Annotated in this window: 17 protein-coding genes; 5 read left to right on the plus strand and 12 right to left on the minus strand. The window is 62.1% G+C overall.

Annotation, left to right across the window (positions count from 1 at the left end):
* Positions 1–9: 9 nt before the first annotated feature.
* Positions 10–1,593: a TIGR02677 family protein gene (locus VHX65_04135; GenBank protein ID HEX3997723.1), complete on the minus strand. Its 1,584-nt coding sequence runs from the start codon at positions 1,591–1,593 to the stop codon at positions 10–12.
* A 288-nt stretch (positions 1,594–1,881) separates the two neighbouring features.
* Between VHX65_04135 and VHX65_04140 the strand changes: the two genes are divergently transcribed.
* Complete coding sequence (locus VHX65_04140) at positions 1,882–2,013, plus strand: hypothetical protein (GenBank protein HEX3997724.1); 132 nt, start codon at positions 1,882–1,884, stop codon at positions 2,011–2,013.
* A gap of 260 nt (positions 2,014–2,273) precedes the next feature.
* On the opposite strand, the gene VHX65_04145 is transcribed toward VHX65_04140, so the two are convergent.
* Together VHX65_04145 and VHX65_04150 are read right to left on the minus strand one after the other, a co-directional pair.
* Positions 2,274–3,671 carry a Gfo/Idh/MocA family oxidoreductase gene (locus VHX65_04145; GenBank protein HEX3997725.1) on the minus strand — a complete coding sequence of 466 codons (1,398 nt, stop codon included), beginning with the start codon at positions 3,669–3,671 and terminating at the stop codon, positions 2,274–2,276.
* 165 nt (positions 3,672–3,836) lie between these two features.
* Positions 3,837–4,559, minus strand: coding sequence for an SGNH/GDSL hydrolase family protein (locus tag VHX65_04150; protein ID HEX3997726.1), 723 nt, complete (start codon positions 4,557–4,559; stop codon positions 3,837–3,839).
* A 127-nt stretch (positions 4,560–4,686) separates the two neighbouring features.
* On the opposite strand from VHX65_04150, the gene VHX65_04155 reads away from it, so the two are divergent.
* Positions 4,687–6,210 carry an alpha/beta hydrolase gene (locus VHX65_04155; GenBank protein ID HEX3997727.1) on the plus strand — a complete coding sequence of 508 codons (1,524 nt, stop codon included), beginning with the start codon at positions 4,687–4,689 and terminating at the stop codon, positions 6,208–6,210.
* Between the two features lie 145 nt (positions 6,211–6,355).
* On the opposite strand, the gene VHX65_04160 is transcribed toward VHX65_04155, so the two are convergent.
* The gene (locus VHX65_04160) at positions 6,356–7,711 is read right to left on the minus strand and encodes a sigma-54 dependent transcriptional regulator (protein ID HEX3997728.1); all 1,356 of its coding nucleotides are present in this window, start codon (positions 7,709–7,711) and stop codon (positions 6,356–6,358) included.
* A gap of 4 nt (positions 7,712–7,715) precedes the next feature.
* Positions 7,716–9,323 carry a HAMP domain-containing sensor histidine kinase gene (locus VHX65_04165; GenBank protein ID HEX3997729.1) on the minus strand — a complete coding sequence of 536 codons (1,608 nt, stop codon included), beginning with the start codon at positions 9,321–9,323 and terminating at the stop codon, positions 7,716–7,718.
* A 10-nt stretch (positions 9,324–9,333) separates the two neighbouring features.
* Here VHX65_04165 and VHX65_04170 point away from each other — a divergent pair, with 10 nt between their 5' ends.
* The 3 genes from VHX65_04170 to VHX65_04180 all read left to right on the plus strand — a co-directional run bounded on the left by VHX65_04170 (position 9,334) and on the right by VHX65_04180 (position 11,139).
* The gene (locus VHX65_04170; protein HEX3997730.1) at positions 9,334–9,483 is read left to right on the plus strand and encodes a hypothetical protein; all 150 of its coding nucleotides are present in this window, start codon (positions 9,334–9,336) and stop codon (positions 9,481–9,483) included.
* A 132-nt stretch (positions 9,484–9,615) separates the two neighbouring features.
* The gene (locus VHX65_04175; GenBank protein HEX3997731.1) at positions 9,616–9,939 is read left to right on the plus strand and encodes a hypothetical protein; all 324 of its coding nucleotides are present in this window, start codon (positions 9,616–9,618) and stop codon (positions 9,937–9,939) included.
* Positions 9,940–9,972: 33 nt separating this feature from the next.
* A complete protein-coding gene (locus VHX65_04180) occupies positions 9,973–11,139 on the plus strand; it encodes a TlpA disulfide reductase family protein (protein ID HEX3997732.1) in 1,167 nt (388 codons plus the stop codon).
* 156 nt (positions 11,140–11,295) lie between these two features.
* Here the strand turns inward: VHX65_04180 and VHX65_04185 are convergent, their stop codons facing one another.
* The 7 genes from VHX65_04185 to VHX65_04215 form a co-directional block, all read right to left on the minus strand.
* Complete coding sequence (locus VHX65_04185; GenBank protein HEX3997733.1) at positions 11,296–12,720, minus strand: hypothetical protein; 1,425 nt, start codon at positions 12,718–12,720, stop codon at positions 11,296–11,298.
* 61 nt (positions 12,721–12,781) lie between these two features.
* Complete coding sequence (locus VHX65_04190; GenBank protein ID HEX3997734.1) at positions 12,782–14,221, minus strand: NPCBM/NEW2 domain-containing protein; 1,440 nt, start codon at positions 14,219–14,221, stop codon at positions 12,782–12,784.
* Between the two features lie 16 nt (positions 14,222–14,237).
* Complete coding sequence (locus VHX65_04195; GenBank protein HEX3997735.1) at positions 14,238–14,876, minus strand: hypothetical protein; 639 nt, start codon at positions 14,874–14,876, stop codon at positions 14,238–14,240.
* An 81-nt stretch (positions 14,877–14,957) separates the two neighbouring features.
* On the minus strand, positions 14,958–16,394 hold the full coding sequence (locus tag VHX65_04200) for a hypothetical protein (GenBank protein ID HEX3997736.1): 1,437 nt from the start codon (positions 16,392–16,394) through the stop codon (positions 14,958–14,960).
* Positions 16,395–16,465: 71 nt separating this feature from the next.
* Positions 16,466–18,667 carry a hypothetical protein gene (locus VHX65_04205; protein ID HEX3997737.1) on the minus strand — a complete coding sequence of 734 codons (2,202 nt, stop codon included), beginning with the start codon at positions 18,665–18,667 and terminating at the stop codon, positions 16,466–16,468.
* Between the two features lie 210 nt (positions 18,668–18,877).
* Positions 18,878–21,343: a hypothetical protein gene (locus VHX65_04210; GenBank protein HEX3997738.1), complete on the minus strand. Its 2,466-nt coding sequence runs from the start codon at positions 21,341–21,343 to the stop codon at positions 18,878–18,880.
* A 304-nt stretch (positions 21,344–21,647) separates the two neighbouring features.
* The gene (locus VHX65_04215) at positions 21,648–23,786 is read right to left on the minus strand and encodes a BatA domain-containing protein (GenBank protein HEX3997739.1); all 2,139 of its coding nucleotides are present in this window, start codon (positions 23,784–23,786) and stop codon (positions 21,648–21,650) included.
* Positions 23,787–23,926: the final 140 nt, after the last annotated feature.

Here is a 23,926-nt window from a genome sequence, read left to right on the forward strand (position 1 = left end):
CAACGCTAACTAGTCCGTGCCCGCGTGTTCGACGCAGATCAACGCATCGCGCAGGTGCAAGTATCCCTCGGACGTTTCGATCGTTGCTACGCGCCGCGCCACGTTCCGATCGACCTGAATCCGTAGCGAGCCATCCTCGCTGTACGCCGCTATCGGACCGGCGCTGCAGTTCGAAACCGCGGCCGCGCGATCGAGCAGATCGAGCAAGATCAGCAACGCTTCGTGGTGCAGTTGGCCAACTTCAGCCAATCGCCGAGGCCCCAAGGCGACCAACGACGACCGCGCGAGGGATGCCCGCCGATTCTCGATTTCGGCTCGGTTGCGCAGTTCGGCAAGTTCCGCCGCACGGCTAACGACCCGTCGGACAACCGCCGCAGGTTGCAGGCCTGCCTGGCGCAGCCGAGGCGAGATATAGACTCCGGGAGCATCGAGCCAACTCGTGCCGGATCGAATCGGCCGGGCATCCTCTTGGTCGAGCGCGGTTTGGTTCACTGTCAAATGCCGTGCGGGCGAAATTCCAAACGCCGCGCGCCACAGGGTGTGCGCCTGGCGATCGTCCGCGGCTTCGACAAACCATGTCGCCAATTCGACGAGATCGGCTCGGCGGTCGCTCCGCGTCGCTCGGCGATCGTGCAATTGCGCCGCCAGGGCGAGCAACCGCGGAATCGCCGCGCCGGCCGCGGCGCGTAACTGCTTGACCTGCGGATCGCCCTCCACACCCACGAACCAATGGCGCAGGCCATGCCAACGCTGCCGCCACCGTCGCTCGCTGGCCGCCGAGATCGCGGCTCGATCGGCCTCGTCTTTGGCGAAAGCAGCGCTCGCTTCTTGTCCGGCGGCCGCCTGCAACAATGGTTCCGCCTTCGGTTGCAGCATTTCAAGCCGGGCGGCAATGGCTCCGGCCTGACAGGTCAACTCCGCTAAAAACCGCCGCAAGTAATCGATGAGCCGCTCTTTGTAGAGCAGAAACGCATCGAGATCCGCGCTCGGACCCTCGGTTTGCTCGTGCAGCCACCGGAAGAAGGACTGTGCGTGTTCGGTCAGTTGTTCGGTATCGATCGAGATGGCCCGCAAAATCGTCAGAAGCTTGCCCGCATCCGGTTGCGAATCGTCAACGAGCGTCAGCAACTCGGCCAGGTGATCGCGGATTCGCGCCAAGGCCGCTGCTTCCAACACGACGGACTGATCGAGTGTTTCCAGAAATGACGTGGCCGCACGTCCCGCGGCCTCACCCGTTGCCGTGAGTTGATACAACAGGCGGCGGCGATGGAAATCGGCGACCGTGGCGACGTCCGCCGTATCGTGGTAGGACTGCAGATTGCCCCAACCGACCAAGGCGTCCAAGGCAATTTCCGTCTCATCCTGCGCGACATGTTCGCCTTTGTCGGACAGGCGCAGAACCACGTCGGCCGGTCGTAAATGCAAATGAAACCCGGCCTTGGCCTCGAGGAAGATTTCAACAATCGATCGGTAAAGCAGCGTTTTTTCGACCGTCAAATAGCTGAAGCACTCAAATGGATCCCTGCAATGCGGATCGACTCCTTTCGCGATATGATTCGTTGCATTCCCGTTTTGGCTATAATTCTGCGACATCGATTCTGCCGAGCTCTCGGTTCCTGCTGTGAACATGGGTGCATTCTAAACTTTGGGCGACAGCAAGTCATCCCATCGGTCCGGCGATCAGACGGGCGATACGAACGCAGTTCGGGCATGAGTTGCCCGTCGGGGTAACTGAGCAGACGGCTGTTGGAAATCGCCACCCGACGCGTGTACCGAGTCAGATACTTCAAAGCGCAATTCGGATCGCGGAACGGAATAATCCGCGATTTCCCGGCACAAACTGCATTCAGGCGGCCGTGGCTCAGAATTATCTCGGCGAAGATGAACACGATATTCGGCCGCGGCGACGGCTTGGCCCGCTGCGGCGGAGAATACGAGCGAACCGATCGCGAACAGCACGGCGGCGAACGCTGCCGCTCGTGCGGCGATGAATTTATCAAACGCGAAGCGTAGCGTGGCAGCGGTTCGGATGGGATGGCGTTGGACGGAAGGCTGAACACGCCGCGCGCGGGCGACGTTGGGTGCGGCTGCGTCATTGTCGCAGGCACACTGTCGCAGGCAAAAATGTAGCAGGCAAAATGTGTGTGCCGTCTGCGCGCCGCGATGCATTGCGCATTGAGCGGCGCAGACGGCACACGGCGTGTGCCTGCTCCAGACGAACCCGCTCGCCGCACCTTGCAATGCGACCGACTCGACGAGTAGTGCAGCGTGGCCTAGGCGTATTCGCGGTCAATGACGATGCCGGGCTGGGGCACGGGGTATTTGCCGTTCGCGTCGCTTGTCAGGGGCGCCGGGCCGTTCATCGTGAGTTTGTCGACCGTCGGAGCAAACTCGTGCTTTGAATTGAGAATCTGGTCGAAGGTGATGATCTGGCCGGTGTGGGCGGCCATGCGTCCCATCGAAGTGACCAACGAGGCTTCGACACCCCGCTTCACTTCGTTGTAGGGCTTGTCGTGGCGGATGGCGTCGACGAGGTCGTTCCATTCGTTCTGATACGGATTTCGCTCGTCGGCCGCGAGCTTCGATTCCCAGATCAGATTCGAGGTGTCCAATCCCTTGTAGGTCGCCGAGGGGCCGCCGATATCGCCGCCGCGAGAAATCACGGCGGTGCCTTTCGTGCCGTGGGCCGAGCTGTTGTAGATTTGGGCGCAGCCGTTGATGCACCGGCCATCCATGAGGAAGCGGGTGTTGTCGGCGAAGATGTATTCGACGGCGTAGAGGTCGAAGTTCTGATCGACATAGTCGCCGCGATAATGACGGCCACCAACCGCTTGGGCCGACACGGGCCACGCGTTTTTCATCCAGCAGCAATGGTCGATGTGGTGGATATAGAAATCGCTGTAGCAGCCGCCGCTGGCCCACAAGAAGCTGTGAAAATTCCGAATCTGGAAAGCCACTTCGGTCTGGCTCTCGGGCTTGCGGAGCACTTGGCTGGCAGCCAGCGGCCCGTGCATGCGGTAGGCCCGCATCAACACGATGTCGCCGATTTCGCCGCCGTGGATGCGATCGGCCAATTGTTGCATGGCCCGGCTATGGCGCGACATCAGCCCGACGCCCACTTTGAGATTCTTTGCCTCGGCTTCCTCGGCCAGCTTGAGCATCTTTCGCGAGGTGGGGCCATCGGCCGTGAGCGGCTTCTCCATGAAGACGTTCAGGCCCTTCTTGATGGCATAGGTGAAATGCACCCAGCGGAAGGCCAACGGCGTGGTGAAAATGGCGATGTCGCCCGGCTTCAGGCAATCCATCGCTTTCTGATAGCCGTCGAAGCCGACGAACTGCCGCTCTTGCGGCACGTCGACCCGATCGTGGAACGTCCGCTTCAAAAAGCCGTGGCTATCGCTGAGGCGGTCTTGGAACACGTCGGCCATGGCCACCAACTTGATCGGCGCTCCTTTGACATTCAGTGCATCGGTTGCCGCACCGGTGCCGCGGCCGCCGCAACCGATGAGCACGATGCGGATCGTGTTGTCTTCCGCGGCGTGAACATGCGGCGCAGCCATGCTGGCCAAGGCCGTCGCGGCGGCGACTGTTCCGGTATTCTTGATAAACTGGCGGCGGGAGGGCGCGGCGGGGAGCGCGGCCTCGGCAGCGGGTTGGTGGGTGGGATTCATCGGTGGGCTTTCCAAAAAAGAGGTGGGATGGCTCGATGTGGGGGAGGGTGCGACACGCTGTCGCGGAATGTTCGCGCTTGCGCACCAGACATTAGAAATAACTTGCCGCGAGCCGCCAAACAAGCAGCAAGTCAAAATTTACTGACCAGTTCGTGCTTACTGAGGCTACGGGCTCGCGGGGGCGAGATGGGGGCGCACGGCGGCGGCCCGAATCTTGTAACCCGCCGCATTGTTGTGCAGGCGATCGAGCAGGAAAAGATCTTCGCGCGGTTTGCCGTCCGGCCCCAGGAATTGGTCCCAAAGATCGATGTAGTCGAGGTTCTTCTTCTCAGTGGCGATATAGTCGCGAATCAAGCGGTTCGCTTCCTTCTGCTTGTCTGCCTGCGACCAACGCGAAGGGGCGGGCGAGATCGAAAGATAGGCGATCCGCGTATCTGGCAATGCGCCGCGAACCCGGGCCACGAATGCCTTGAAATCGTCGAAAACGGTTTGCGGACTCTTGCCCGCGTTGATGTCGTTCGTGCCGGCGAATAGTACGATCAGCCGCGGCTTGTAGGGAATCACGATCCGATCGGCGTAATACACGCTGTCGGCCAACTCCGAACCGCCGAAACCGCGATTGATCACCTTGTAATCGGGAAAATCTTGGGCCAGCGTCTTCCACATCCGAATGCTCGACGAGCCGATGAACAGCACGGCTCCTTGGGGTGGCGGCGATTTTTTGTCGGCTGCCTCGAAAGCACGGATCTCGCGTTCCCAACGCAGGCTCGGCGATTTCGCCGGCTTGCCGGCAGGATTTTCAACCGCCTGCGAAGTAATCACGGTCGACGACGCAAAGGCAACGGCCAGCAATGTGGCTAGCCCGAATCGGATTCTGCGGTAGCTCATGGCGGAAATGGCGTGGGGTTTGAAGTGCGAAGTGAACAGTTCCAAAAACAGCTTTGTTTCGCCGAACGACCCGTGTAGCATGACAAGAGCCGCTACGATTCGCAACGAAGCTCTTAGAGATAAACTGATGACCGATTCAAATCAACCGCGGCCGGCGATTTACCACGTCGCGGCGGCAATTGCCGTGGCGCTAGTTGTTGCGATGGGCCGCGCCGCCGCGGCACGGGCAGCGGTTGAATTCGATGTGCGGCTCGATCCGGCGACGGCTACACACGCAGTGAGCGGCCGACTGTACGTGTTTCTTTCGCGGCGACCGTCGGGCGAACCACGCGACGGGCCCGATTGGTTCGCTCCGGAACCATTTTTTGGCATGGATGTCAAAGATTTTCAGCCGGGCACCGATCGCCTTCTGAACGATGCAGCCGACGGCTTTCCCGATCGGCTATCCAAGCTGCGCCCAGGCCGGTATCGGGCCCAAGCCCTGTTGGGGCACAATCCCGATCGCTTGAGCCAAAGCCGCGCGCCCGGCAACCAATATAGCCGCGTGGTCGACGTGGAGGTCGCCGCCGGACCGGTGCAAACGGTTTCGCTGGTGCTCGATCAGCTGCAGCCGGAGAAGCCATTTCCGGATGTGCCATGGGTCAAGGAAGTCAGCATCCGCAGCGGGCTGCTTAGCCAGTTCCTCAAGCGCGAGGTGCTGGAAAAAGCGGCGGTCACGTTACCGGCCGGATACGACGATCATCCGCAGCAGCGATATCCGGTGATTTATGAAGTCACTGGTTTCGGCGGCAGCTATTGGGACGCGTTGCATCAGCGCTCGCCGCCGACGGCCGCGGCGGGCGAAACGGATTTCATCCGCGTGCTGCTCGATGGCCAATGCGATTGGGGGCACCATGTGTATGCGGATAGCGCGACCAACGGTCCGCGCGGCCGGGCGCTCGTCGAAGAACTGGTTCCCGAAATCGACCGGCGATTCCGCACGATCGCCGCGCCGCGTGGCCGGCTGTTGGCGGGGCATAGCTCGGGGGGCTGGTCGAGCTTGTGGTTGCAGGTGTCGCATCCGGAATTTTTCGGCGGCGTCTGGAGCAGCTCGCCCGATCCCGTCGATTTCCGCGATTTTCAGCGAATCGATCTGTACGCCAATCCGCCGCTGAGCATGTACTACGACGAGCCAGGCAGACCGCGGCCGATCGCCCGCCGCGGCGAAACCCCGGTGTTGTTTTACCCGTCGTTCGGCCGCATGGACGACGTGCTGGGGCGCGGCGGGCAGCTTCGCTCATTCGAGGCCGTGTTCAGCCCCCTAGACGCAGATGGCCTGCCGCGCAAGCTCTGGAACCGCAGCACCGGGCGGATCGACCCGGAAGTGGCCCGGGCTTGGGAAAAATACGACATTCGGCTGCAACTCGAGCGCAATTGGAAAACGCTCGAGCCGCTGCTGCGCGGTAAGCTGCACATCACCGTCGGCTCGCTCGACACCTTTTATCTGGACGGCGCCGTGCTCCGGCTTGCCGACTCGCTAAAGCGATTGGGCAGCGATGCCGAGATCACGATCGTGCCCGGCGCCGACCACGGCACGGTGCTCACCAGCGAATATTTTCACCGCGTGCGCCGCCAGATGACGGCGGTCGCGAACGCAACCGCGGCGCGCTAGCAAATTTCGAACGCACGAAACCGCAAGCGAGCTACAAGCTCAAACGGCCGAATATCAAACGGCCCGATATCAAACGGCGCTGTGAATTGCGCTTGCGGCCGCGCGCGTCTGCCCTGTCCCCTCACCCGCACCCTCACCTTCCCAGTCACGCCGTTCGTTCCAGTTCCGCTTCCTGATGCAGCTTGTTATAGAGCGTCTTCAAGCTGATGCCGAGTTCCTCGGCCGTTTTCGGTTTGCTGCCGGCGTTGCGGTCGAGCGAATTGCGGATCGCTTGCATTTCGATCTCGCGCAGCGAAAGGGGTTGCGACGCGTTGAACTGTGGTTGCCGCGGCCGGCCGTTGCAAAGCCGGTCGGGCAGATCGTCGACCGTGATCGGCAGCGCATCGCACAGGATCGCGGCATGCTCGACGACGTTCGCAAGCTCGCGAATATTGCCAGGCCAGGTGTGCGATTTGAGCAGATCCATCGCCTCGGGCGAAAACACTTCGTCGCCGGGCCGGATGTGCGGCCGCGATCGGGCCAACAGATGCCGGGCCAGCGCCGGGATGTCGTCGATCCGTTGCCGCAGCGGCGGCAGCGGAATTTCGAACGTGTTGATGCGGAACAACAAGTCTTCGCGAAACTCGCCGGCGCCGACCATTTCGTCGAGCCGCCGATGCGTCGCGCACACCACGCGCACATCGACCGTCTGCGGTTCGTTTTCACCGACTCGCCGGATCTCGCCGCTTTCGAGCACGCGCAGCAACTTGGCTTGCATCGCCTTGGGCAATTCACCGATCTCGTCGAGAAACAGCGTGCCGCCATCGGCGACTTCGAATAGCCCGACGCGATGCTCGTCGGCGCCGGTGAAGCTTCCTTTGCGGTGGCCGAAGAGTTCGCTTTCGATCAGATTTTCGGGCAGCGCTCCGCAGTTGATGGCCACCATCGGTTCGGCCGTCCGATGGCTTTGGGCATGCAGCGCGCGGGCGACGAGTTCCTTGCCCGTGCCCGTTTCGCCGAGGATGAGCACGCTGGAATTGGTGGGGGCGACTTTCGCGATCCGCTGGCGTACGCGTTCCATGGCCGAGGATTGGCCGACCAGGTCGCTCGGCCCTTCGGCCCGTTCGAGCCGGCGCTGGAGCGCGCGGAATTTTTGCGTCAGCTCGCGCTTCTCGCGGATCCGCGAAAGCAGCGTTTCCAGCGAGGAGAGCTTGCAAGGCTTGGTGAGATAGTCGAACGCTCCTTGCCGCAACGCAGCCACGGCCGTATCGAGCGACGATTTGCCCGTGAGCACGACGGCATCGACGTCGGGCGAAAGTTGTTTGGCCCGGGTGATCACTTGAATGCCGTTGTAGCCCGGCATGTCGAGGTCTACGAGCAAGCAATCGAACGTATGCCGCTCGAGCGCCGCGACGGCAGTGGCGCCATCCGGGCAAACGGTCACTTCGTGTCCCATCCGGGCCAGCTCGATGCGCATCAACTCTTGCAACGAAGGCTCGTCGTCGGCGAAGAGCAGTTTCAGCCCTTTACGCGGCTTGGTAGTGATGGGTGTTCTCCTTGTGCGAATCGGTAGGTGTGGATTCGGCGAGCGGCAACGTGATGCGAAGCTGCGAGCCTTTGGCGGGCCCGGCGCTGGTGGCTTCGATTTGCCCGCCATGTTCGCTGACGATGCGATACACGATCGACAGTCCCAAGCCGGTGCCCTGGCCGCCGCGTTTGCGCGTGAAAAAGGGCTCGAAGAGATGTTCGAGCACTTCTTGGGTCATGCCGCAGCCGTTGTCGGTGAAAACCATTTCGGCGAATTCGCCGGTGGTGTGCAAATCGATCGTGAGCACCCCGCCGGAATCGACGGCGTCCAGCGCGTTGGTGATCATGTTCAGCACGACCTGCTTGATCTCCTGGCCGTTCACTTCGGCGACGACGGGGCCTGCGGGCGAAAAGTTAATCTGCTTTTTCTGATACTTGCCCAAATGCCGCACCATGTCGATCACGCCTTGGATCAATTCGCTCAGATCGGTCGGCTGATGCTGCACGTCGCCCAAGCGCGAAAAATCGAGCAGCTTTTCAGTGATCTCCTTGCAGCGGAAGGCCTCGGTTTGAATCATCCGCAAATAGCGGCGCACAAGCTCGGATTGTGGGTCGTCGCCGGGCGCGATTTCCGCGAGCCGGCCTTCCAACGATTCGGCGCACATGGCGATCGAGGCCAGCGGGTTGTTGATCTCATGCGACACGCCCGCCGCCAAAAACCCGACGCTCGCCAATTGTTCGCTGCGCACGACTTGCCGCGTGCGCAGTTGCACCTGATGATCCAGATCGTCGCGAATCGCCTGGAAGCGCGAGGTCATGTCGTTGAGCGAACGGGCCAGCTCCGCCATCTCGTCTTGGCTGTCGAGCTGAATCCGGTAGCCGAAATTGCCCGCCGCCACCACGCGCGATCCTTCGAGCAGCACCTGCAATGGGCGGAACACCCAGCGGTAGAATAGATGCACGAGCAAGACGAACGTCACCAATGCCAAGATCGTCGTCAGCCACGTGAGGATGATCAGCGTGCGGTAGCGGCCGCGCACCTCGCCGGCTAAATCGTGAATTCGGCGGTACAAAAAACTAGGCAGTTTGCCCGACAATCCCTGTGCCGAATCAAGCTGCGAATTGAGCTGCTCGAGCCGCTTGGCGTCGAGTGGCCATGCCGACGATTCCGCCAGATCGGCCAGTCGGGCGATCGTTTCTTGCATTTGCGCGACCACCGCTCGTTCGCTGCTGCGGTCGTTGATCAGAAAATCGTCTTGATCGTTTTGGGCCAATTGGCTGCTATAGTCTTCGAAGGCGGATTGCACGGCATCGAAATTCGTCCGAAAGCGGTCGCGGACCGTGTCGGCATCCGATGGCTGCGGCTGATCGGCCGACGCCGCGGCGCCCTCGGAAGGATTCGCCGTCACGCTCACGCGCAGGTCGCTTACCTTTTGCGCCAACTCGGTGGCCAGCGGCAATTCGGCCGCCCGATTGTGCAGGCTGCGCACCAGGCTGCGATAGGCATACAAGCCCAAGAACCCGCTGGTCGACAGCGTGGCCACAAGCACGGTCAGCAGCCCCACCCCGACGAGCAATTTATTGCGAATGGGCCATTTAGCCAGCATGGCGACCTCCATGTCGCTTTGGGCAATTCCGATCGCGGCATTTGGCGGCGAGACGAAGATCGCGCACCCCGGCGGCGAACGTTTCCCGCCGTGCGAGAAAGGCGATCGCTCCGACCGGCACACCCTGCAAGACAGCAGTCCGATGGGCCGCGAAGTTTAGCATCTTGTCGAGATCGATCCAAGATCAGCCAAGTGCTTGCCCAAGCCGCGAGGGCAATTTAACATAACGGCATCGCGGCCGATTCGGGGCATCGCCCGAGCGCCACTTCTTCTGGACAGGACGACCTCTGCCATGGCCGAGAATCAGTCGAACACGCCACCCTCCACGACACCCGCCGCGGCGGGCGCGCCGCCCGCTACCGCCGCTTCACAGGCTGCCGATGCTCCGCCATCGCCCGAGATCCTCAAAGCGGCCCTAAAAGCCTTCAAGAAGCGGATGAAATTCACCCAACTCGACGACGAATCGCGCGTCGGCCATGGGCCGATGAGCGGCGGCCAGAAATCCTCGATCACGGCAATCACTCCGCCCAACCAATATCCGCGCGCGGTTTGGGACGAGTTGGTAAAACAGGGCAAGCTGAAAAGCGCCAGCCACGGGATGTATTCGCTAGCATGAGCGCCGCTCCATCTCCCAACGAAAGGTTGAACCATGAACAGGAAGCAACCGTCGGCGGTATGGGCAATCTTCTTGGTGTCCGCGTTCGTCGCAACGCTCTCCACCAGCAAGCCAATCGCCGCTCGCGCCGCCGGGCCAGCGGCAACATCGACGCCGAAATCTGAGCCAAAACCCGCCGCCGCCCCGGCGAAGCGCACCGAGAACGAAATCCTCGCCGATTTACGAGCCGCGAAGGAACAGCTCGACACCGCGATGCCGGCCCTATCGGCAGTGGCCGATCCGCTGTTCCGCAAGGAAGATGGCCCCAAGGTGCGGCCATTGCTGCAGAACGCCGCCGCTCTGCTCGATGAACTGGCCCAATCGCAAACGGACAACACCGAACGCGAAGCGCTCCAGCGCGATCGCTGCCAATATCTGGCCATCCTCGCAGCGTTGGGAGACGACGAGGCCGAAGCGTCGCTCGAAAAAACCGCCGGCGGAGACGGGGCCAACGCACTTGCCGCCCAATCGGCAATCGCGCTCCGCAAATGGTGGCAAGCCTCGAAAGACGCCGCCGCGCAGCAGAAGATTCTAACCGACTACACCGCGATCGCACGCAGCAATCCGGAGAGCAACAACGTCGCCCTGACCCTCGCCGTGATGGCCGGCATCGGACCCGCCACCGACGATATGCCCGTCAAGATTGCCGAAGTGCTTCGCAAAGTGATGAAGGGGGAGCGGGCCAAAAAGCTCGCCGCCCAACTCGATCCGAGCGGCGCTCAGCGCGATCTCGTCCATAAAGGGCTCGTGGCCGCCGGCCGCACCGCAAGCGGCAAGAACTTTTCCACCGACGATTGGAAGGGCAAAGTCGTTCTGCTCGACTTCTGGGCCACCTGGTGCGGCCCGTGCAACGCGGAAATTCCCCGTATGAAAGAACTCTACAAAACCTACCACGGTAAAGGACTCGAAATCGTCGGCCTCGATTGCGATGGCAGCGACGACACGGTCAATTCGTTCGTCAAGCAGAAGGAAATGCCCTGGCCGCAAATGCGCGAGGCAGCGCAAAGCGAAAGCGAGCCGTGGCATCCGCTGGCGAGCGCTTGGGGCGTCAACGGAATACCGACGATGTTTCTCATCGACAAGAGGGGCGTGCTCCGATTCATCGACGCCCGCGAAGACACCGCCGCAAAGATCGAAAGCCTGCTCGGAGAGAAAAAATAGGGTGAGGGGTTAGGGTGAGGGGTTAGAGAACGCGCGAAACCGCAAGCGCGGTGTCGGGCCACAACCGGATATAGAACCGCGCTTGCGGTTTCGCGCGTCCACCGTATTTCCTACCGCCTCACCCTATCCTCTCACCCTAATCCCTCACCCTATCCCCTATTCTTTCCCGATTCCCGCCAGCAGCATTTCGGCGCGATAGGAGATTTCGACATCTTTGTCGTTGGCGGCCGTTTCGAGCCGCGATTTCGCTCGCACGCCGAATTTGTGGATTTCCTTCGTTGCGGCATCGCGCACTTTCCAGGACGGATCGCCAAGTTTTTTAATTAAGCGGTCCAAATCGTCGTCGATCGCAGGATCGATTCCGCGCACGATCACGAGCGCGACCCGCGTGATCTTCTTCGGCTGCGGCACGACTTCGAGCGGCACGATTCGGTCGAGCTCCGCCGGATCGAGCCGGCAGACGGCCGTCAGGCGTTTGGGATCGAGCGCATGCCGGGCGAGGATTTTCAGAATCGCATCTTGATCCGCCGCGGCAAGGCCAGCCGCCGCCAGCTTGCCGCGCCATGGCGCGAGAACCGTGTCGTCGGTCTCGGTGGCTGGGCCAAGCACGAACTCGGTCGGCTTCGCGGCGATCGCCGGCTTCGGCGCGGCACTCGCCTTCTTCGCACCCGTCGCCGCCGGAGCAGACGCTGCCGACAGGGCCGGCTGAATTTTCGTCATCGTTACAACCGCGCCATTCGCTCGGACGATCTGAACGGCCGAGTACGCCGAATTCGATGTGGCGACGGCAGCAGGCAGGTCCGGCGCGGCCGGCATCGCACCGGCGCCGCTCGAGGCTAGGCTCGAAACCATTGCCGTGCGCCAGTGGCCGGTGTCGGGCTTGTAAAACGTGACATCGAGCAGCGCCGCGCTGCTGCTCTGCGAAACCGAATATGTTTCGGCGGACCTACGGCTGACGTGCATTTGGATTTGATACGGCAATTCTAGGTCGTAGAGCAAAAACGATTCGCGCGTCCCGCCGGCCAATAGCGGCAAGCTGCCGCTGCGCAGCGGCGCCAACCACGAGCCTTCCGGCAGACGGCGCTCGGTTGCCGTCGTGTCGGTCGCAAGGCCGAGGTCTTTCCAAAGCACCGCGGCGGAGCGCGTCTTGGCGGTCGGCCAATGGCCGAGCAGTCGCCCGCTGTTGAAGCTAAGCTGCACGTCGACCGTTTCCGTCTTGTCGATCGGGCCGTCGGCCGAAAGCCGGATCAAACCAAGCGGAGCAGGATCGCCCGGCTTTGCATGATCGTCGGAACTCGCCGTACGCAGGTCCTCCGCGAACGACGGCAACGGATCGGAAAACAAGTTGCGTGCATTCAGCGTCGGGTTCACCACATCGGCCACAAACACCGCCCACTCGGTCACCTCGACATTCACCGTCGGATTCGGCAGGGCCTTTGCGGCGGCGTTCGCCGAAGCATTGTCAGACGATTTGCCGGCCCGAGGATTGCCCGTTTCCGCAGCGAGAGCAGCAGAACCGCAAACCGCAAAACACAGAGCGAGCAGAATCGTTCGTGTTGGAAGCGTGCTCGAGCATGCCATCGTCGGACCTCTCTCCCTTGCTAGCGCTGCGGGCTCCGATGCCGCGTCCTAACCCCTCACTCTACTGCCGAATCAGCCGCGCCTCGCCCCACACGATTCGCCCGGCCACGTCGAAATTGGGGCCATAATCGGCCTCGAGCGAAAGCGACTTGATGTTTGCCACGTCGACATCGATGGCGGCCGGCTTGGAGGCATCGCCGCGCAGATCGGCCTGCTGCCAAAGCATTTTGCCGTCGCCCATGACGCGGACCGAGGCCCGGCCGATCTTGCCTTCGGGCTGCTGAAACCCGACTTTCGCGCGAAACCGCCCGAATGCTCCGGCGATGTCGTAGGTGAGCGTGCAGCGGGTGTGTACGGCAATCCCCTTGGCAACCGGGCCATCGGCCAGCACCAACGCACCGCCGGTGAGACTTTGGTTGACCCGGTACGGCATCAACCGATCGAAATAGGGAACCTGCACGACGGCCGAGGGCCGCAGATCGCCCAGCCAGGCAAGCCGGCCATTCCGCACCTCGATCGACTTCAATTGCTTGAGCGGAATTTCGACCCGGGCGGCGTCGGCGCCCGCTGAGCATATCGGTTTGAATCGCAGCACGCCGCTTTCGATGGCTTCGATCCGGCCGAAAAGCCGGTCGCCATCCGGCAACGCAAACGCTTCATAAAGCGATTTGTCCGCAGCGATTTCTCGTTGCGAAAGCAAAATGCCCGCCAGCCGGTCGAGCTTGATGCGGCGACTTTCGCCCTCGAATTTGAATTTGAGGAATCCGCCGTCGAGGCCTTCCGCGAGCCCGGGCACCGCTTTGACATCGCCAGCTTTCTCGATAAAGGCGACATCTTGTCCCTCGGCGGATTGATTCAGGTCTTTCGCCTTCTTGACCATCGCCGGCGACGACGACCAGATGGCCCGGATCCGATCCACCGGCACGGCGATCGGCGAACCGGCGAAGGAATCGAACGTGAGACGCACAGAATCGGCGGCCCACTTGTCGAGCGAAGCGTAGGCGGCATCGCCGCCGGCGAATTCGAATTGCCAGATGACGACGCCGCGACGCGATATTCGCGGCGCTGGCAGAACCGGCGATGCATCATGTGGAATCGTGATGGCCGGCGGCTGCGCATATGTCGAGCGAGCGTACGCCGATGTGCCGTTGGCGGCAGCATACGGGGTCGAATACGCTTCCGTAGTCTGCGCCGACGAAATCCCGAACAAACCGCCAATCGCGCTTAGTGGGCTCGGTTTTGGCTTCGACATGGCGGGCGCCGCTACGGTGTGTCCTTCACCGAAAGAAACGTCTACGATCTCGGCGAGCGGAATCCGGACGGGTTTTGAATTGTCCGTCTTTTGCTGCACAAGAATTGCGTCGGAATCGAATCCCGCGATCGTGCCGGAAATGGCTTTGTCGTCGACCGTGCGCACGGTTTCAGCTTGGGCGCGGCCCATGGCAATAGCCAGCGCAAACGCGATCGCAAGCAAGCCCCGCCGCTCTGGCAATAGATTCATTGACTCACTCTCCGCATCATGGCGATGCTGCCTTGGAGCTTGCCGGTCTAGCCTGTGCATCCGGTTGCAACGGCACCGTCTTGGCATCGGTCGATTGATCTTCGGCCGATTTCTCTTCGGCGAGCTGTTGGTAGTAGCTCTGCAAAAGCGACTCATATCCCGGCGGGAATCCGTCGGTTTTCGATTGCAAGATTTCCTTTCGCAGCTTCGGTGGAAGCTGGGCCGACTGCCAGGCATTCGGATTCACGCCGTGCGCTTCGCCCGCTGTCGGGTCGCCGCTAGCGATCACCGAATCGCGGCGGCCGCCATTCGGCCGATTTCCACGGCCCAGCCCGCTGCAATGCCGCTCGAGCGCGGCAATCAATTCATCGAGCGATCGCACAACTTGCCGCTCGCGCGTTTGCACCGGTTCGTCGGTTTCGCATTGGCTCAGGTCGCCATGGATCACGGTCATGCGGCGGGAAATCGTTTTCAGCGGATCACTGTCGGCATGCCCTTTGGCCGCGGAAAGCATCTTGGGAATCAGATCGAATTCGTCCGATAGCTTTGGCTGAGGCCGGTCAAGGGGCGAATCGGGCGGAGTCGCATGAGCGCCGAACGCAATTCCAACAAGAAGCGATAATGCTGCGACCGGCGCTATGCGATGCGTCCTCATGATTTCTCCTCGGTTCATCGTTCGCACGAGACGCGGCGGCCATCGGCCGCTCGGATTTACCGCGCGCATTCTACAGTGCGTTTATTGCGCGAATCGGGCATGCAGTTGGTCCATCGCATCGCGGATCGTCGCCTGGCGGTCGCGAAGCTTGCCGATTATCTCGCGCACATCGGCGGGCAATTCGGCAATGGCCGCACGCCGGCGGGCCGCTTCGTCGGCATCGATGGTGCCCTTGTTCACCCGCATTTGCATCATCCGCACGACTTTAAGCTCGGCCAGAAGCTTGTTCATGTTTCCCTTGCAGCCGGAGCATTGCGAATCGCACTGGCCGGCCGCGGTCGGCAATTCCTTGAACGTGTCGAGCAGGTCCTTGAGATCGGCCTCAATGGCTTGTTCCGACTCGACGACATGCCGGTTGCCGCGCCCGCCGGTAAGATCGCCGCTCACGATCAGCATATCCTTTTCGAGCGATTCCAAGGCCGGACCGAGCGTGACGCTGAATTCCGTTTCCTCGACCAATTCGCGCGTCTGCTGGCAGAGCGTGGCGATGCGCTGCTCGGGGATCGCCAGTTTTTGCAGTTCGACGACCGCCTCGCGCTTTCGGGCGAGCTGCGGCGAAAGAGCTTCGGTCGCGCGGCGAATCGCCACTTGCCGGTCGAGCATTTCCTGCAAATTCTCGACGACTACCCGCTTGACCTGCTGCTGCAATTCCTGCAGCACGCGCTGCCGGTCTTTTTCCAGCATCGATCGCGCGTCGGCCAGTTTCTTCAGCGCGTCGGATTGCTCGCCTTCGGCATCGCCCGGGCTTCCGCCGCCAAGCTTTGCTTCGGCGGACGACATCGACTTGCCGGCGGCCGATAGCGATTGCACGGCCGGATCGAGCTGCCCGAGCGTTTTCGTGGCCGTGGCGGCATCGGCCGTCCGCTGGCGATTGGCTGCTTCGGCTTGCTTGGCTCGATCGAGGGCCGCTTGTTTGACATCCTGCTTTTTCTTTTGTAGTCCGTCGAGCCGCGCGGATTCCGATTTTTGCTGTGTCTCGACTTTGATCGCTTCGTCGACTTTGCGGATCGCAGCTTGTAATTGCCGCAATCGCTCGAGTTGCAATTCCAATTCCAGATCGGCGGCGATCAGCAGTTTTTTCAGTGCGTCGAGTTTCACCAACACCTGCTTGGTGTCGTCGGTCGCTTTCGAGAGATCGCGCTGGCTGAGTTTGTCGAGAATCTCGCGCATCTGTTCGACGATCAATTCCTCGCGCGCTTTGCGCAGCGCGAGCACAAGGCGCGTCGAATTGTCGGGCTCGGCCTGCTTGGTCAGTTCCGAGAGGTGGAACATCCGCTCCTGCAGTTCCTGCATGAGGGCTTGCACCTGCTTTTGCGTGAACTGCAGCTTATCGGCCTCGGAAACGGTTTTGTCGTCCGCCGATGCCCGGCTGCCGGCGACAAACACGAGCGCCAGCACGATCGATCCCATCCGGCCGGCATACCGATGCATGCCCGCTCGATACGCAACTGCGTTCATTCGACACCTCCTTCGCCGAAAATCAGACCAACGCGAATGCATTGTCCCCCCGCGGCGGGTTATCTGTCAAACTACTTGTCGAACAAGCTGTCGGTTTCCTTTTTCTCCAGCTTCTGACTGCCGGCTTTCACGTCGGTTTCAAGCTTAATGATCTGATCGAGTTGATTCAGCACATCGACAAAACTGTCCCACTGGGCCATCTGTTGCAAAATCTCCTTCATCCGCGTGATGATCGTTTCCTGCCGGCTGAGAAGCGGGCGAAGCCTGGCGGGGTCGAATTCGGCGCCGGGGGCGGGGGCAATCGCATCGATGGCCGCCGTTTGCGGGCTCAGCAATTCTTCGCCGAGCCCCTTGAGCGGCAAGAGCACTTTCTGCTCCATCAGCGCGTGCGACTCGGGCGAGCCCAGGCCGTTCAGCTTGATTTCCGTCAGCGCTTCACCGAGCACGGTGGCGATCCGCAAGGTTTCGAGTTGCAGTGCTCGGTGGCGGCGAGCGATCTCGGCCAATTGTTTCGGCGGGGGCTGCTTGGCGACGGACGTGCCGCTTAGTGAGGCTTCGATCAGGCCGCGAATTGTTTCGGCCTCTTCGGTCTGCTTGCGGAACTTGATTCGCTCGGCCTGCTGCCGCAACAGGATTTCGCGAAACAATTCTTCCGACGCCACGATGCCGAACACGATCGTTCGCGATCGGCTTGTCTGCGGCCCGGTGTAGCAATTGTCGGTCGCAACGGCAGTAATCGAGAGGAACGAGCCGGGAGCGAGTTTTTGCGCCGCCACGTCGAGCGTCTGCTTGAGCGGCAATTGGAGCGGCAGCGGGTCTTCGTTCGGCGGCACTTTCGGATTCGCGTTCGCGGGAAAGATCGGTTGCGGCACGCTACGGGCAACGAGCTTTGCGGAATCGGCCGGGTCGGGCGTTTCGTCTTTGATCGTCAGACCGACGGCGGTCAGGCCGTAGTCGTCGCGGGCATCGATCGCCAGTGGAATCTTCGCTTGCGGCGTGACTCGTTGGCGGACGCCGCCGTACGACATCGTCACTCGCGGCGACTGATCGACTTTCAAACCGATGCTCACTGGCACCGGCAGCGAAACCAATCCCGACTCGGCGGCCACTAGTTCGAGATCGAACTTCGCAGGCCCGGATTGCACCCAATCGACCGCGAAATGCGTGTCGTCGATTCGCCGCAATTCTGCCGGCTTCGGATGCGCGGATTGCGATTTCAATCGCAATTCGCGGAGCGGAACATTCGCTGCGATGTGCAGCCAAATCCGCGTTTTGACGAGGAAGCTGAGATCGGCGTCGCCGCCGTTGAAATCGTGCTTCTCGGCAATGGCTTGCCGCGGATGCTGGGCCTCTAGCTCGAGGCCGACCACGCGGGGCCGATCGACTGGCGCCAGCAGCAGGGGTCCGTAGTCGTCGTCGCCCCCTTCCAATTCGAGCCGGAGCGGATCATCGACGACCGCGAAATCGTGCCGAAAATCGTTCTCGCCGAATTGCTTCATGAGCACATTGGTTCGTTGTTCGCCGTGGATGGTGAGAAAGATCCGCTGCGGCGCGATGCTGCCGTCGCGAGCGCCGGCGCGGAGAACATACGGCTCGCCGCGCGGCACTTGAATGCGGCCATCGCGCTCGTCGGCCACGCGCAGATAGGTGTTTTGCGGCCAGGGTTCGCGAGAGGCGAGAAACAATCGCCGCGCCCAAAGGCCAGCCGTTTCCGGAAAGCGGGCCACCAGCGCCGCAGGAACCAGAATCCCCATCGCCAGCAGCAGGAGCATGTTTCGCAGCCGGGCTCGATCGAGGGCCGCACGGAAATCGGTTCCCGCGAGCGCTTCGTGGCGGCGGCGGATCGCGTGGTCGATCATCGCCGGGCTCGGACCCGAGGGGCGATTCAATAAGGCCGGCAATTCAAGCACCGACGCGACACGGCCGGCGAAATCGCCGTTTTCCCCACCGCCTGATTTTTTGCCGATCGCCCCCGCTAGGGCCACGAGGCCAAGCGGCGTCAGCAACGGAATCGCGATCCGCCGCACGGCTTCCACCGCAAGGACCAATACCGAAGCAGCCAGCAGGCCGATGCGCACCGCGATGCCCAGCCGAAGCGTATGGTCGGCCCAGAATGAAAACAGGCCTAACCCGACCGCTTCGGCCAGCACGATTGCCGTTCCTTCGATCCATAGCCACAGCCGCACGCGGCGGCGCACCTGCGCGAGCCGGGCGACAAGCTGCCGCTGCATGCGCGCGAGATCGGCGAGCGAAGATGAGTCGAGCGTGGCCATCGGTTATTTCCTCCGCGGCTTTTCTTATTTCTCCCCTCGCCCTTTTCGGGAGAGGGGCCGGTGGTGAGGGGAATGTTCGTGGGGGCATCCCCCTCACCCCTAACCCCTCTCCCGCAAGGGGGAGAGGGGAACCACCCTCACCCCTCTCCCGCAACGGGGAGAGGGGGACCAATCCTAAACCCTCTCTCGCAAAGGGTAAGGGACCAAGCATTAAATCAATCGGCATTTTTTGCGCAAGATCCATTCGGCGAACAGGCAGGCGAGCACGAAGCCGAAGAGCAGCGGGGCGTTAAAAATCCGTTGGCGGTCTTCGAGCATGTGCGCGATGCGGCGGATCGTAAAGGCCTGCGGAATCCGATCCGCCTCCGACAGATCGAACACCGCGCCGCCGGTCGCCTTGGCCATCGCCTGCAGGACCGGCCTGTTCAGCGTCGGCTGGTCGTATTCCAGGTTCGGCAGTTCGACAGGGAATTCGAGCGTCGCCGGGCGGACGGCCTGCTTCGCGTCGGCATCGCCGGCCCAGACCTTGACGAAATGCGTTCCCGCTTTGCTCACCGCAAACGTGGCCTCGAAAACCGATGGATCGCTTTTGCGCGGCGAAAGCGTGATCGCGATCGGAGGAGCGTCGGGCATTTCGACTTCGCCGTGCATCTGCTCGAGCCCCGCGTCCTTGTCGTTGGGGTTCTCGAACCGCGCGGTCAGCATTACCGGCGAACCCGGGCGGTAGCTGGCCCGATCCGTCGAAAGCGAATAAGGATAGCGGCCGCCGAGTTGCTTCGATCGGCCGGCGCGATCGATCATGCGGGCCCAAAAACCGTCGAACGTTTGCTCGGCGACGTAGCGCCAGCGGTAGGTGGAATCGAAGCCGACGAAAAAACTCCGTCCCGGCCCGACCAGTTGTGTCGCCAGCAACACGTGGTTGCCGTATTCATTTCGCATCCGCGGATCGGCATGCCGGGCGAGCACCGTCGCGCCGGCTTTTGCCCGCGTGACCGGGTAGTGCCAGAACATGCCGGGCAGGCTGGCGAGAATACGATCGTTTTCTTCCGGCTTTTCGGAAAATTGGAAGATCGGATCGGTATGTCCTTCGGGAGTGATTTCCAATTTCCACGCATTCTTGGCGCTAAGCTGCGCGGTGACGTCGGTGTGGAACAATCCCGGCTCGCTGACGACCGGCAATAGCGGCACCCAAGCGGAGCTGGGATCGTCGGGACGATCGAAGAAGTCCTTGGTGAATCGTTCCCCGGCCACGTAAATCAAGCCGCCTCCCGCCTTGCCGACGAAATCGGAGAGCATCTGCGGAAAAGCCTCGGGCCATAGCGCCGGATTCGGATCGTAGAGCACGACGCAATCGTAATCGTTCATTTCCTCGCTATTGGCCGGCAGCCGCTTGATGCCGGGCGTGCCGGCCTGCGTGTAGTCTTTTTCGGCGGTTTGCAGCCAGATGGCGGCCGATAGGCCGTTGTCGCGCAAGAGCATGTTGCGAATAAATTCGAATTCCGGAAACGGATGTCCGGCGACGAACAGCACTTTTATTTTTTGCCGGATCACGCGCACTTCGGCAAGCTGCACGTTGTCGGCCGTGGTCAGTTCCGGGCCGACATCTTGAATCGTCGCCCGCAGCACGAGCTTCGCCGGCCGGTCTTGCTTGAATTCGAACGACACGGTTTGCACCGTGCCAGATTCTTCCAATTGAATCGGCTTGCGGCCGATTTCTTCCCAAGCTCCGCCATCGACCTGCTGCTCCATGACGACCGTGGCGGGTTGGCCGGCGAGGCCGCGAGAGTTGACGATCACATGCGCTTGGTTCGCGTCGCGGACGAACACCACGGGGCTGACATCAATCTTGGCGATGGCGGCATTGCGCGGGCCCTCGGGAGTGCCCACCGCAAGCGCCACGAGTGGCACGCCCTCGGCCGCGGCGGCCGCGGCGGCCTTTTGCGCGGGCTCGCCGGAATTCGACTGGCCATCGCTCACGATGAGCATCCCGGCGAGCGGTTGGCCACGATACGCGGCCAGGGCTTGCTTCACGGCGGTGCCGATGCCGGTCGTGCTGCGATCGACCGTCGGCAGCGGAAGATCGCCGGGCGATTTGAAGGGCACGCTGTCGGTAACGCCATGGCGCATGTCGCTCCGCGGATTGTCGAAAAGCTGGCCGGAGAAATCGCGGCGAGTCACGATGCGGTCGCCCGATTCCGCGAGTTGCGTGATCAATCCGCTTGCCAAGGCGCGTTCGGCGAGCTTTAGCCGCGATAATTCGCGGAGTTGGTCGATCGATTTCAGATCGAGCGCGGCGATGATCCGTTTGGCTTGCGCGGCGTCGACGTAGGCATCGTTGAAGTCGAGGCTTTCTGAATCGTCGACCAACACCAGCAACCGCGAGGGGATCATTTCCCGCTTGGTGAAGATGATCGCCGGTTCGAGGAGCATCGCCAGCACGCCGGCCATGGTCAGCAGACGCAGCGCGGCGAGCATGGCACGCTTCCATCGCGGCAGCATCTTCCCTTCGCGGCGATAGAGATATGCGACCACGGCCACCGCCGCAACGACGCCGAGCAACAAGAACAGCGCGGCATCGTGCTGCGGCAGGTTGAGCCAGCCCAGGCGCATGTCGCCCCCTTCGGTCCAAGGGGCCGGCTCGACATTCAGCAAATAGCGAAGCAGGTTTTGCTGCATTGTGGCGTCTTGTTTACGAGTTTTTTCTCACGCGGAGGCGCGGAGACGCGGGGGAAGGTGATGTTTTGCGAAGGACCGTGTCTTTTTTGGATTACCCCGGACCCACGGCCTCTCCCCCGCAAGGGGAGAGGGGAGAAGGACTCGCTTTTCCGACTCGTCAAAGTTGATTGGCGTGTCTGAGAATTCTCTGCCATCGTCTTCTTCTTTTCTCGTCATTACTCTTCTCCTCTTCTCCTCGTCTCCGCATCTCCGCGACTCCGCGTGAGGCAATTCCTCGTTCTCATCGCGTGAGATTTTCCTTGTCTCACCGCTCGCGGCCGACCCACACGGCGAAGACCGCTTCCAAACCCAATAGAGCCAACAGCATCGTCGCCAGCGGGCGCCAAATCTCTCGCGGCGGGGTGCCTAGGCTTGCGCCGGCGGTATCGTAACGCTCGACTTCCGGCTTGAGATGGCCGAGCAGCTCGGTCAATTCGCTCCGCGCGAGCGGCTCCAGATCGCTTTCGCTGGGAGGCGGATTCACCGCGAAACGGAGCGAACGGGGATTCGATTTCTCGTCGCGCCACGATAGCGTGTAGATTCCGGAGCGATAGGTCTTGCCGTAGCGCAGCATGGTGGAATCGGGCGACGGTTTTTCAATTTCGACCGTATCGAGCGGATTCTTGCCGGGCATCGCCATTTTCGCGTCGAGCGCGGCTTGATTGCGGTCGAGTGGCACCTGGATCGGCTCGCCGGCCGTGATCGAGCCGCCGGAATCCTGGCCGCGCGCGATCGCCAGCGCCGCCGAGCGGACGGCAAGCAGATAGGTGGGGTCCAAGGGCCAATCGGTCCATTTCTTTCCGGCCGTGCAGGTGAAGAGCAGCACACGGCCCTTGCCCAGCGTCTTTTGCAGCACCGCGGGCGGATTTTCCGAATTGTTCCAGCGGGCCAGAATGCTCACGTCCTCCTCCGGACGCGACGGCAACCGCACCGACGTATATTGCTTGACATGAATTCGCGCCAGCGCTTCCGGCAACAGCTTGGCCAGCGGCGCAAGCGGCGATTGCGCCTCTTTCTCGATCGCAATGCCCGTGGTCGGCACCTCGACCGGACGGTCGAGCTTGGCGGGCAACAGGCCGTGGCCCTCGTGGTAGAGCCGGCCGTTGTAGAGATCGGCATCGACCAGATCGCCGGTGAAAATCATCAGGCCCATGCCACGCCGCACGAGCCGCTCGACGGCCACGGCCTGCTCGGCCGATAGCGACGGCACGTTTGCCAGCACGAGAACATCGGGAACGTCGGCGGCGCCGGGCGCGAGGCGGCGAGGATCGAATTGCGTGGTTCGCTCGACATTCCAAGGCCGCGCGCCCACCGAATAGGCCAACGCCAAGAAATCGGTTTCCGATTCGAATTTCTGCGCCGACGGCGCTCCGTCGACCAGCATGACCGACACCGTGGGCCGCACGTCCAGATTGAGATAACGCACGTCGTCTTGCGGCAGCGCATCGTGCCCGAGCGAAAGCGAAACGGCGTGCGGCCCCGGCGAATCGAGGATCAACGACAAAGGCACGTGGGTGCTCGCGCCCACCGCCAGATCGGGCAGCAGCACCGGCCGACTGTCGCCGTCGACGCTGAGCGTGGCTTGGGCGCCGGTGATCGACACGGCGGTTTGGTTGCGGATGTCGGCCGCGAGGTGGATCGGCTGGTCGGGGAGGGCGATTGCGTCTTCCAGTTCGAATTTCACGACCGCCACGTTTTCGGTCCGCCGGTCGCCGACGTCGAGAATTCGGAGCGGAACGCGCATCGCGGCCAAATCATCGGCCGCGCGGGTCACATCCTTCGACCAGCCGTTGCGGCGCAAGTCAGTAATCAGCACCAGCTCTTTGTTCGAGTACACGGCCGTGGAAAGCGCGGCGATCGCGCCGTCGAATGTGGCGGCCCAATTGCTCGGCGTGTCGGTGAGCGTCGCGGCGGCCACGATGTCGGCAAACTTCGCGGCGTCTTGCAGGCTGCCGTCGCGCACCAGCGGGCGATTCGGTTGCGAGGTGAGCAATATCGTCACGCTGTCTTGAGCCCCGGCCGCTTTGATCAAATCGGCTGCCGCATTTTGTGCGACTTGAAACGCGGTGCGGCCGGCCGTGGTGTAGCCCATCGAAAGCGAATCGTCGATCACGATCAGATGGCTGGCGCGGCTCCGGCCGGGCAATAGCGAGGCCAGCCCATTCTGCGGAATCACCGGCCGGGCCACGGCCAGAATCAGCAGGATCACGGCGAGCGTGCGCATGGCCAGCAGGAGCATCTGCTCGATGCGAATCCGGCGGCGATTGCGCTTCAGCGTCAGCTTCAGATATTTCATCGGCGGCCAGTCGATGATCTGAAACCGGCGCCGATTGAGAATGTGGATGATGATCGGCACGGAGGCCAACGCCATTGCAGCCAGGAGCGGAGCGGCGAGGAATGTCATGTCCCCCTCACCCCCGGCCCCTCTCCCGCGGCGGGGAGAGGGGAGAATGGGACGCGCTCTCCCGCGGCGGGGAGAGCGGAATCGGGATATCGTGCAGCGGCGCGTGTTCGCTTCGCACTACCTGCGGCGGCGCGATCTGG

The organism is Pirellulales bacterium, assembly GCA_036267355.1.
In the GTDB taxonomy this organism is placed as follows: Bacteria; Planctomycetota; Planctomycetia; order Pirellulales; family DATAWG01; genus DATAWG01.

What these genes read in the sequence shown, in the direction of transcription:
- VHX65_04180 (HEX3997732.1), top strand. Translation starts at nt 9,973, where the DNA reads ATGAACAGGAAGCAACCGTCGGCGGTATGGGCAATCTTCTTGGTGTCC.
- VHX65_04200 (HEX3997736.1), bottom strand. Translation starts at nt 16,394, where the DNA reads ATGAACGCAGTTGCGTATCGAGCGGGCATGCATCGGTATGCCGGCCGG.
- VHX65_04175 (HEX3997731.1), top strand. Translation starts at nt 9,616, where the DNA reads ATGGCCGAGAATCAGTCGAACACGCCACCCTCCACGACACCCGCCGCG.
- VHX65_04150 (HEX3997726.1), bottom strand. Translation starts at nt 4,559, where the DNA reads ATGAGCTACCGCAGAATCCGATTCGGGCTAGCCACATTGCTGGCCGTT.
- VHX65_04170 (HEX3997730.1), top strand. Translation starts at nt 9,334, where the DNA reads ATGTCGCTTTGGGCAATTCCGATCGCGGCATTTGGCGGCGAGACGAAG.
- VHX65_04155 (HEX3997727.1), top strand. Translation starts at nt 4,687, where the DNA reads ATGACCGATTCAAATCAACCGCGGCCGGCGATTTACCACGTCGCGGCG.
- VHX65_04135 (HEX3997723.1), bottom strand. Translation starts at nt 1,593, where the DNA reads ATGTCGCAGAATTATAGCCAAAACGGGAATGCAACGAATCATATCGCG.
- VHX65_04205 (HEX3997737.1), bottom strand. Translation starts at nt 18,667, where the DNA reads ATGGCCACGCTCGACTCATCTTCGCTCGCCGATCTCGCGCGCATGCAG.
- VHX65_04145 (HEX3997725.1), bottom strand. Translation starts at nt 3,671, where the DNA reads ATGAATCCCACCCACCAACCCGCTGCCGAGGCCGCGCTCCCCGCCGCG.
- VHX65_04140 (HEX3997724.1), top strand. Translation starts at nt 1,882, where the DNA reads ATGAACACGATATTCGGCCGCGGCGACGGCTTGGCCCGCTGCGGCGGA.
- VHX65_04190 (HEX3997734.1), bottom strand. Translation starts at nt 14,221, where the DNA reads ATGAATCTATTGCCAGAGCGGCGGGGCTTGCTTGCGATCGCGTTTGCG.
- VHX65_04165 (HEX3997729.1), bottom strand. Translation starts at nt 9,323, where the DNA reads ATGCTGGCTAAATGGCCCATTCGCAATAAATTGCTCGTCGGGGTGGGG.
- VHX65_04195 (HEX3997735.1), bottom strand. Translation starts at nt 14,876, where the DNA reads ATGAGGACGCATCGCATAGCGCCGGTCGCAGCATTATCGCTTCTTGTT.
- VHX65_04210 (HEX3997738.1), bottom strand. Translation starts at nt 21,343, where the DNA reads ATGCAGCAAAACCTGCTTCGCTATTTGCTGAATGTCGAGCCGGCCCCT.
- VHX65_04215 (HEX3997739.1), bottom strand. Translation starts at nt 23,786, where the DNA reads ATGACATTCCTCGCCGCTCCGCTCCTGGCTGCAATGGCGTTGGCCTCC.
- VHX65_04185 (HEX3997733.1), bottom strand. Translation starts at nt 12,720, where the DNA reads ATGGCATGCTCGAGCACGCTTCCAACACGAACGATTCTGCTCGCTCTG.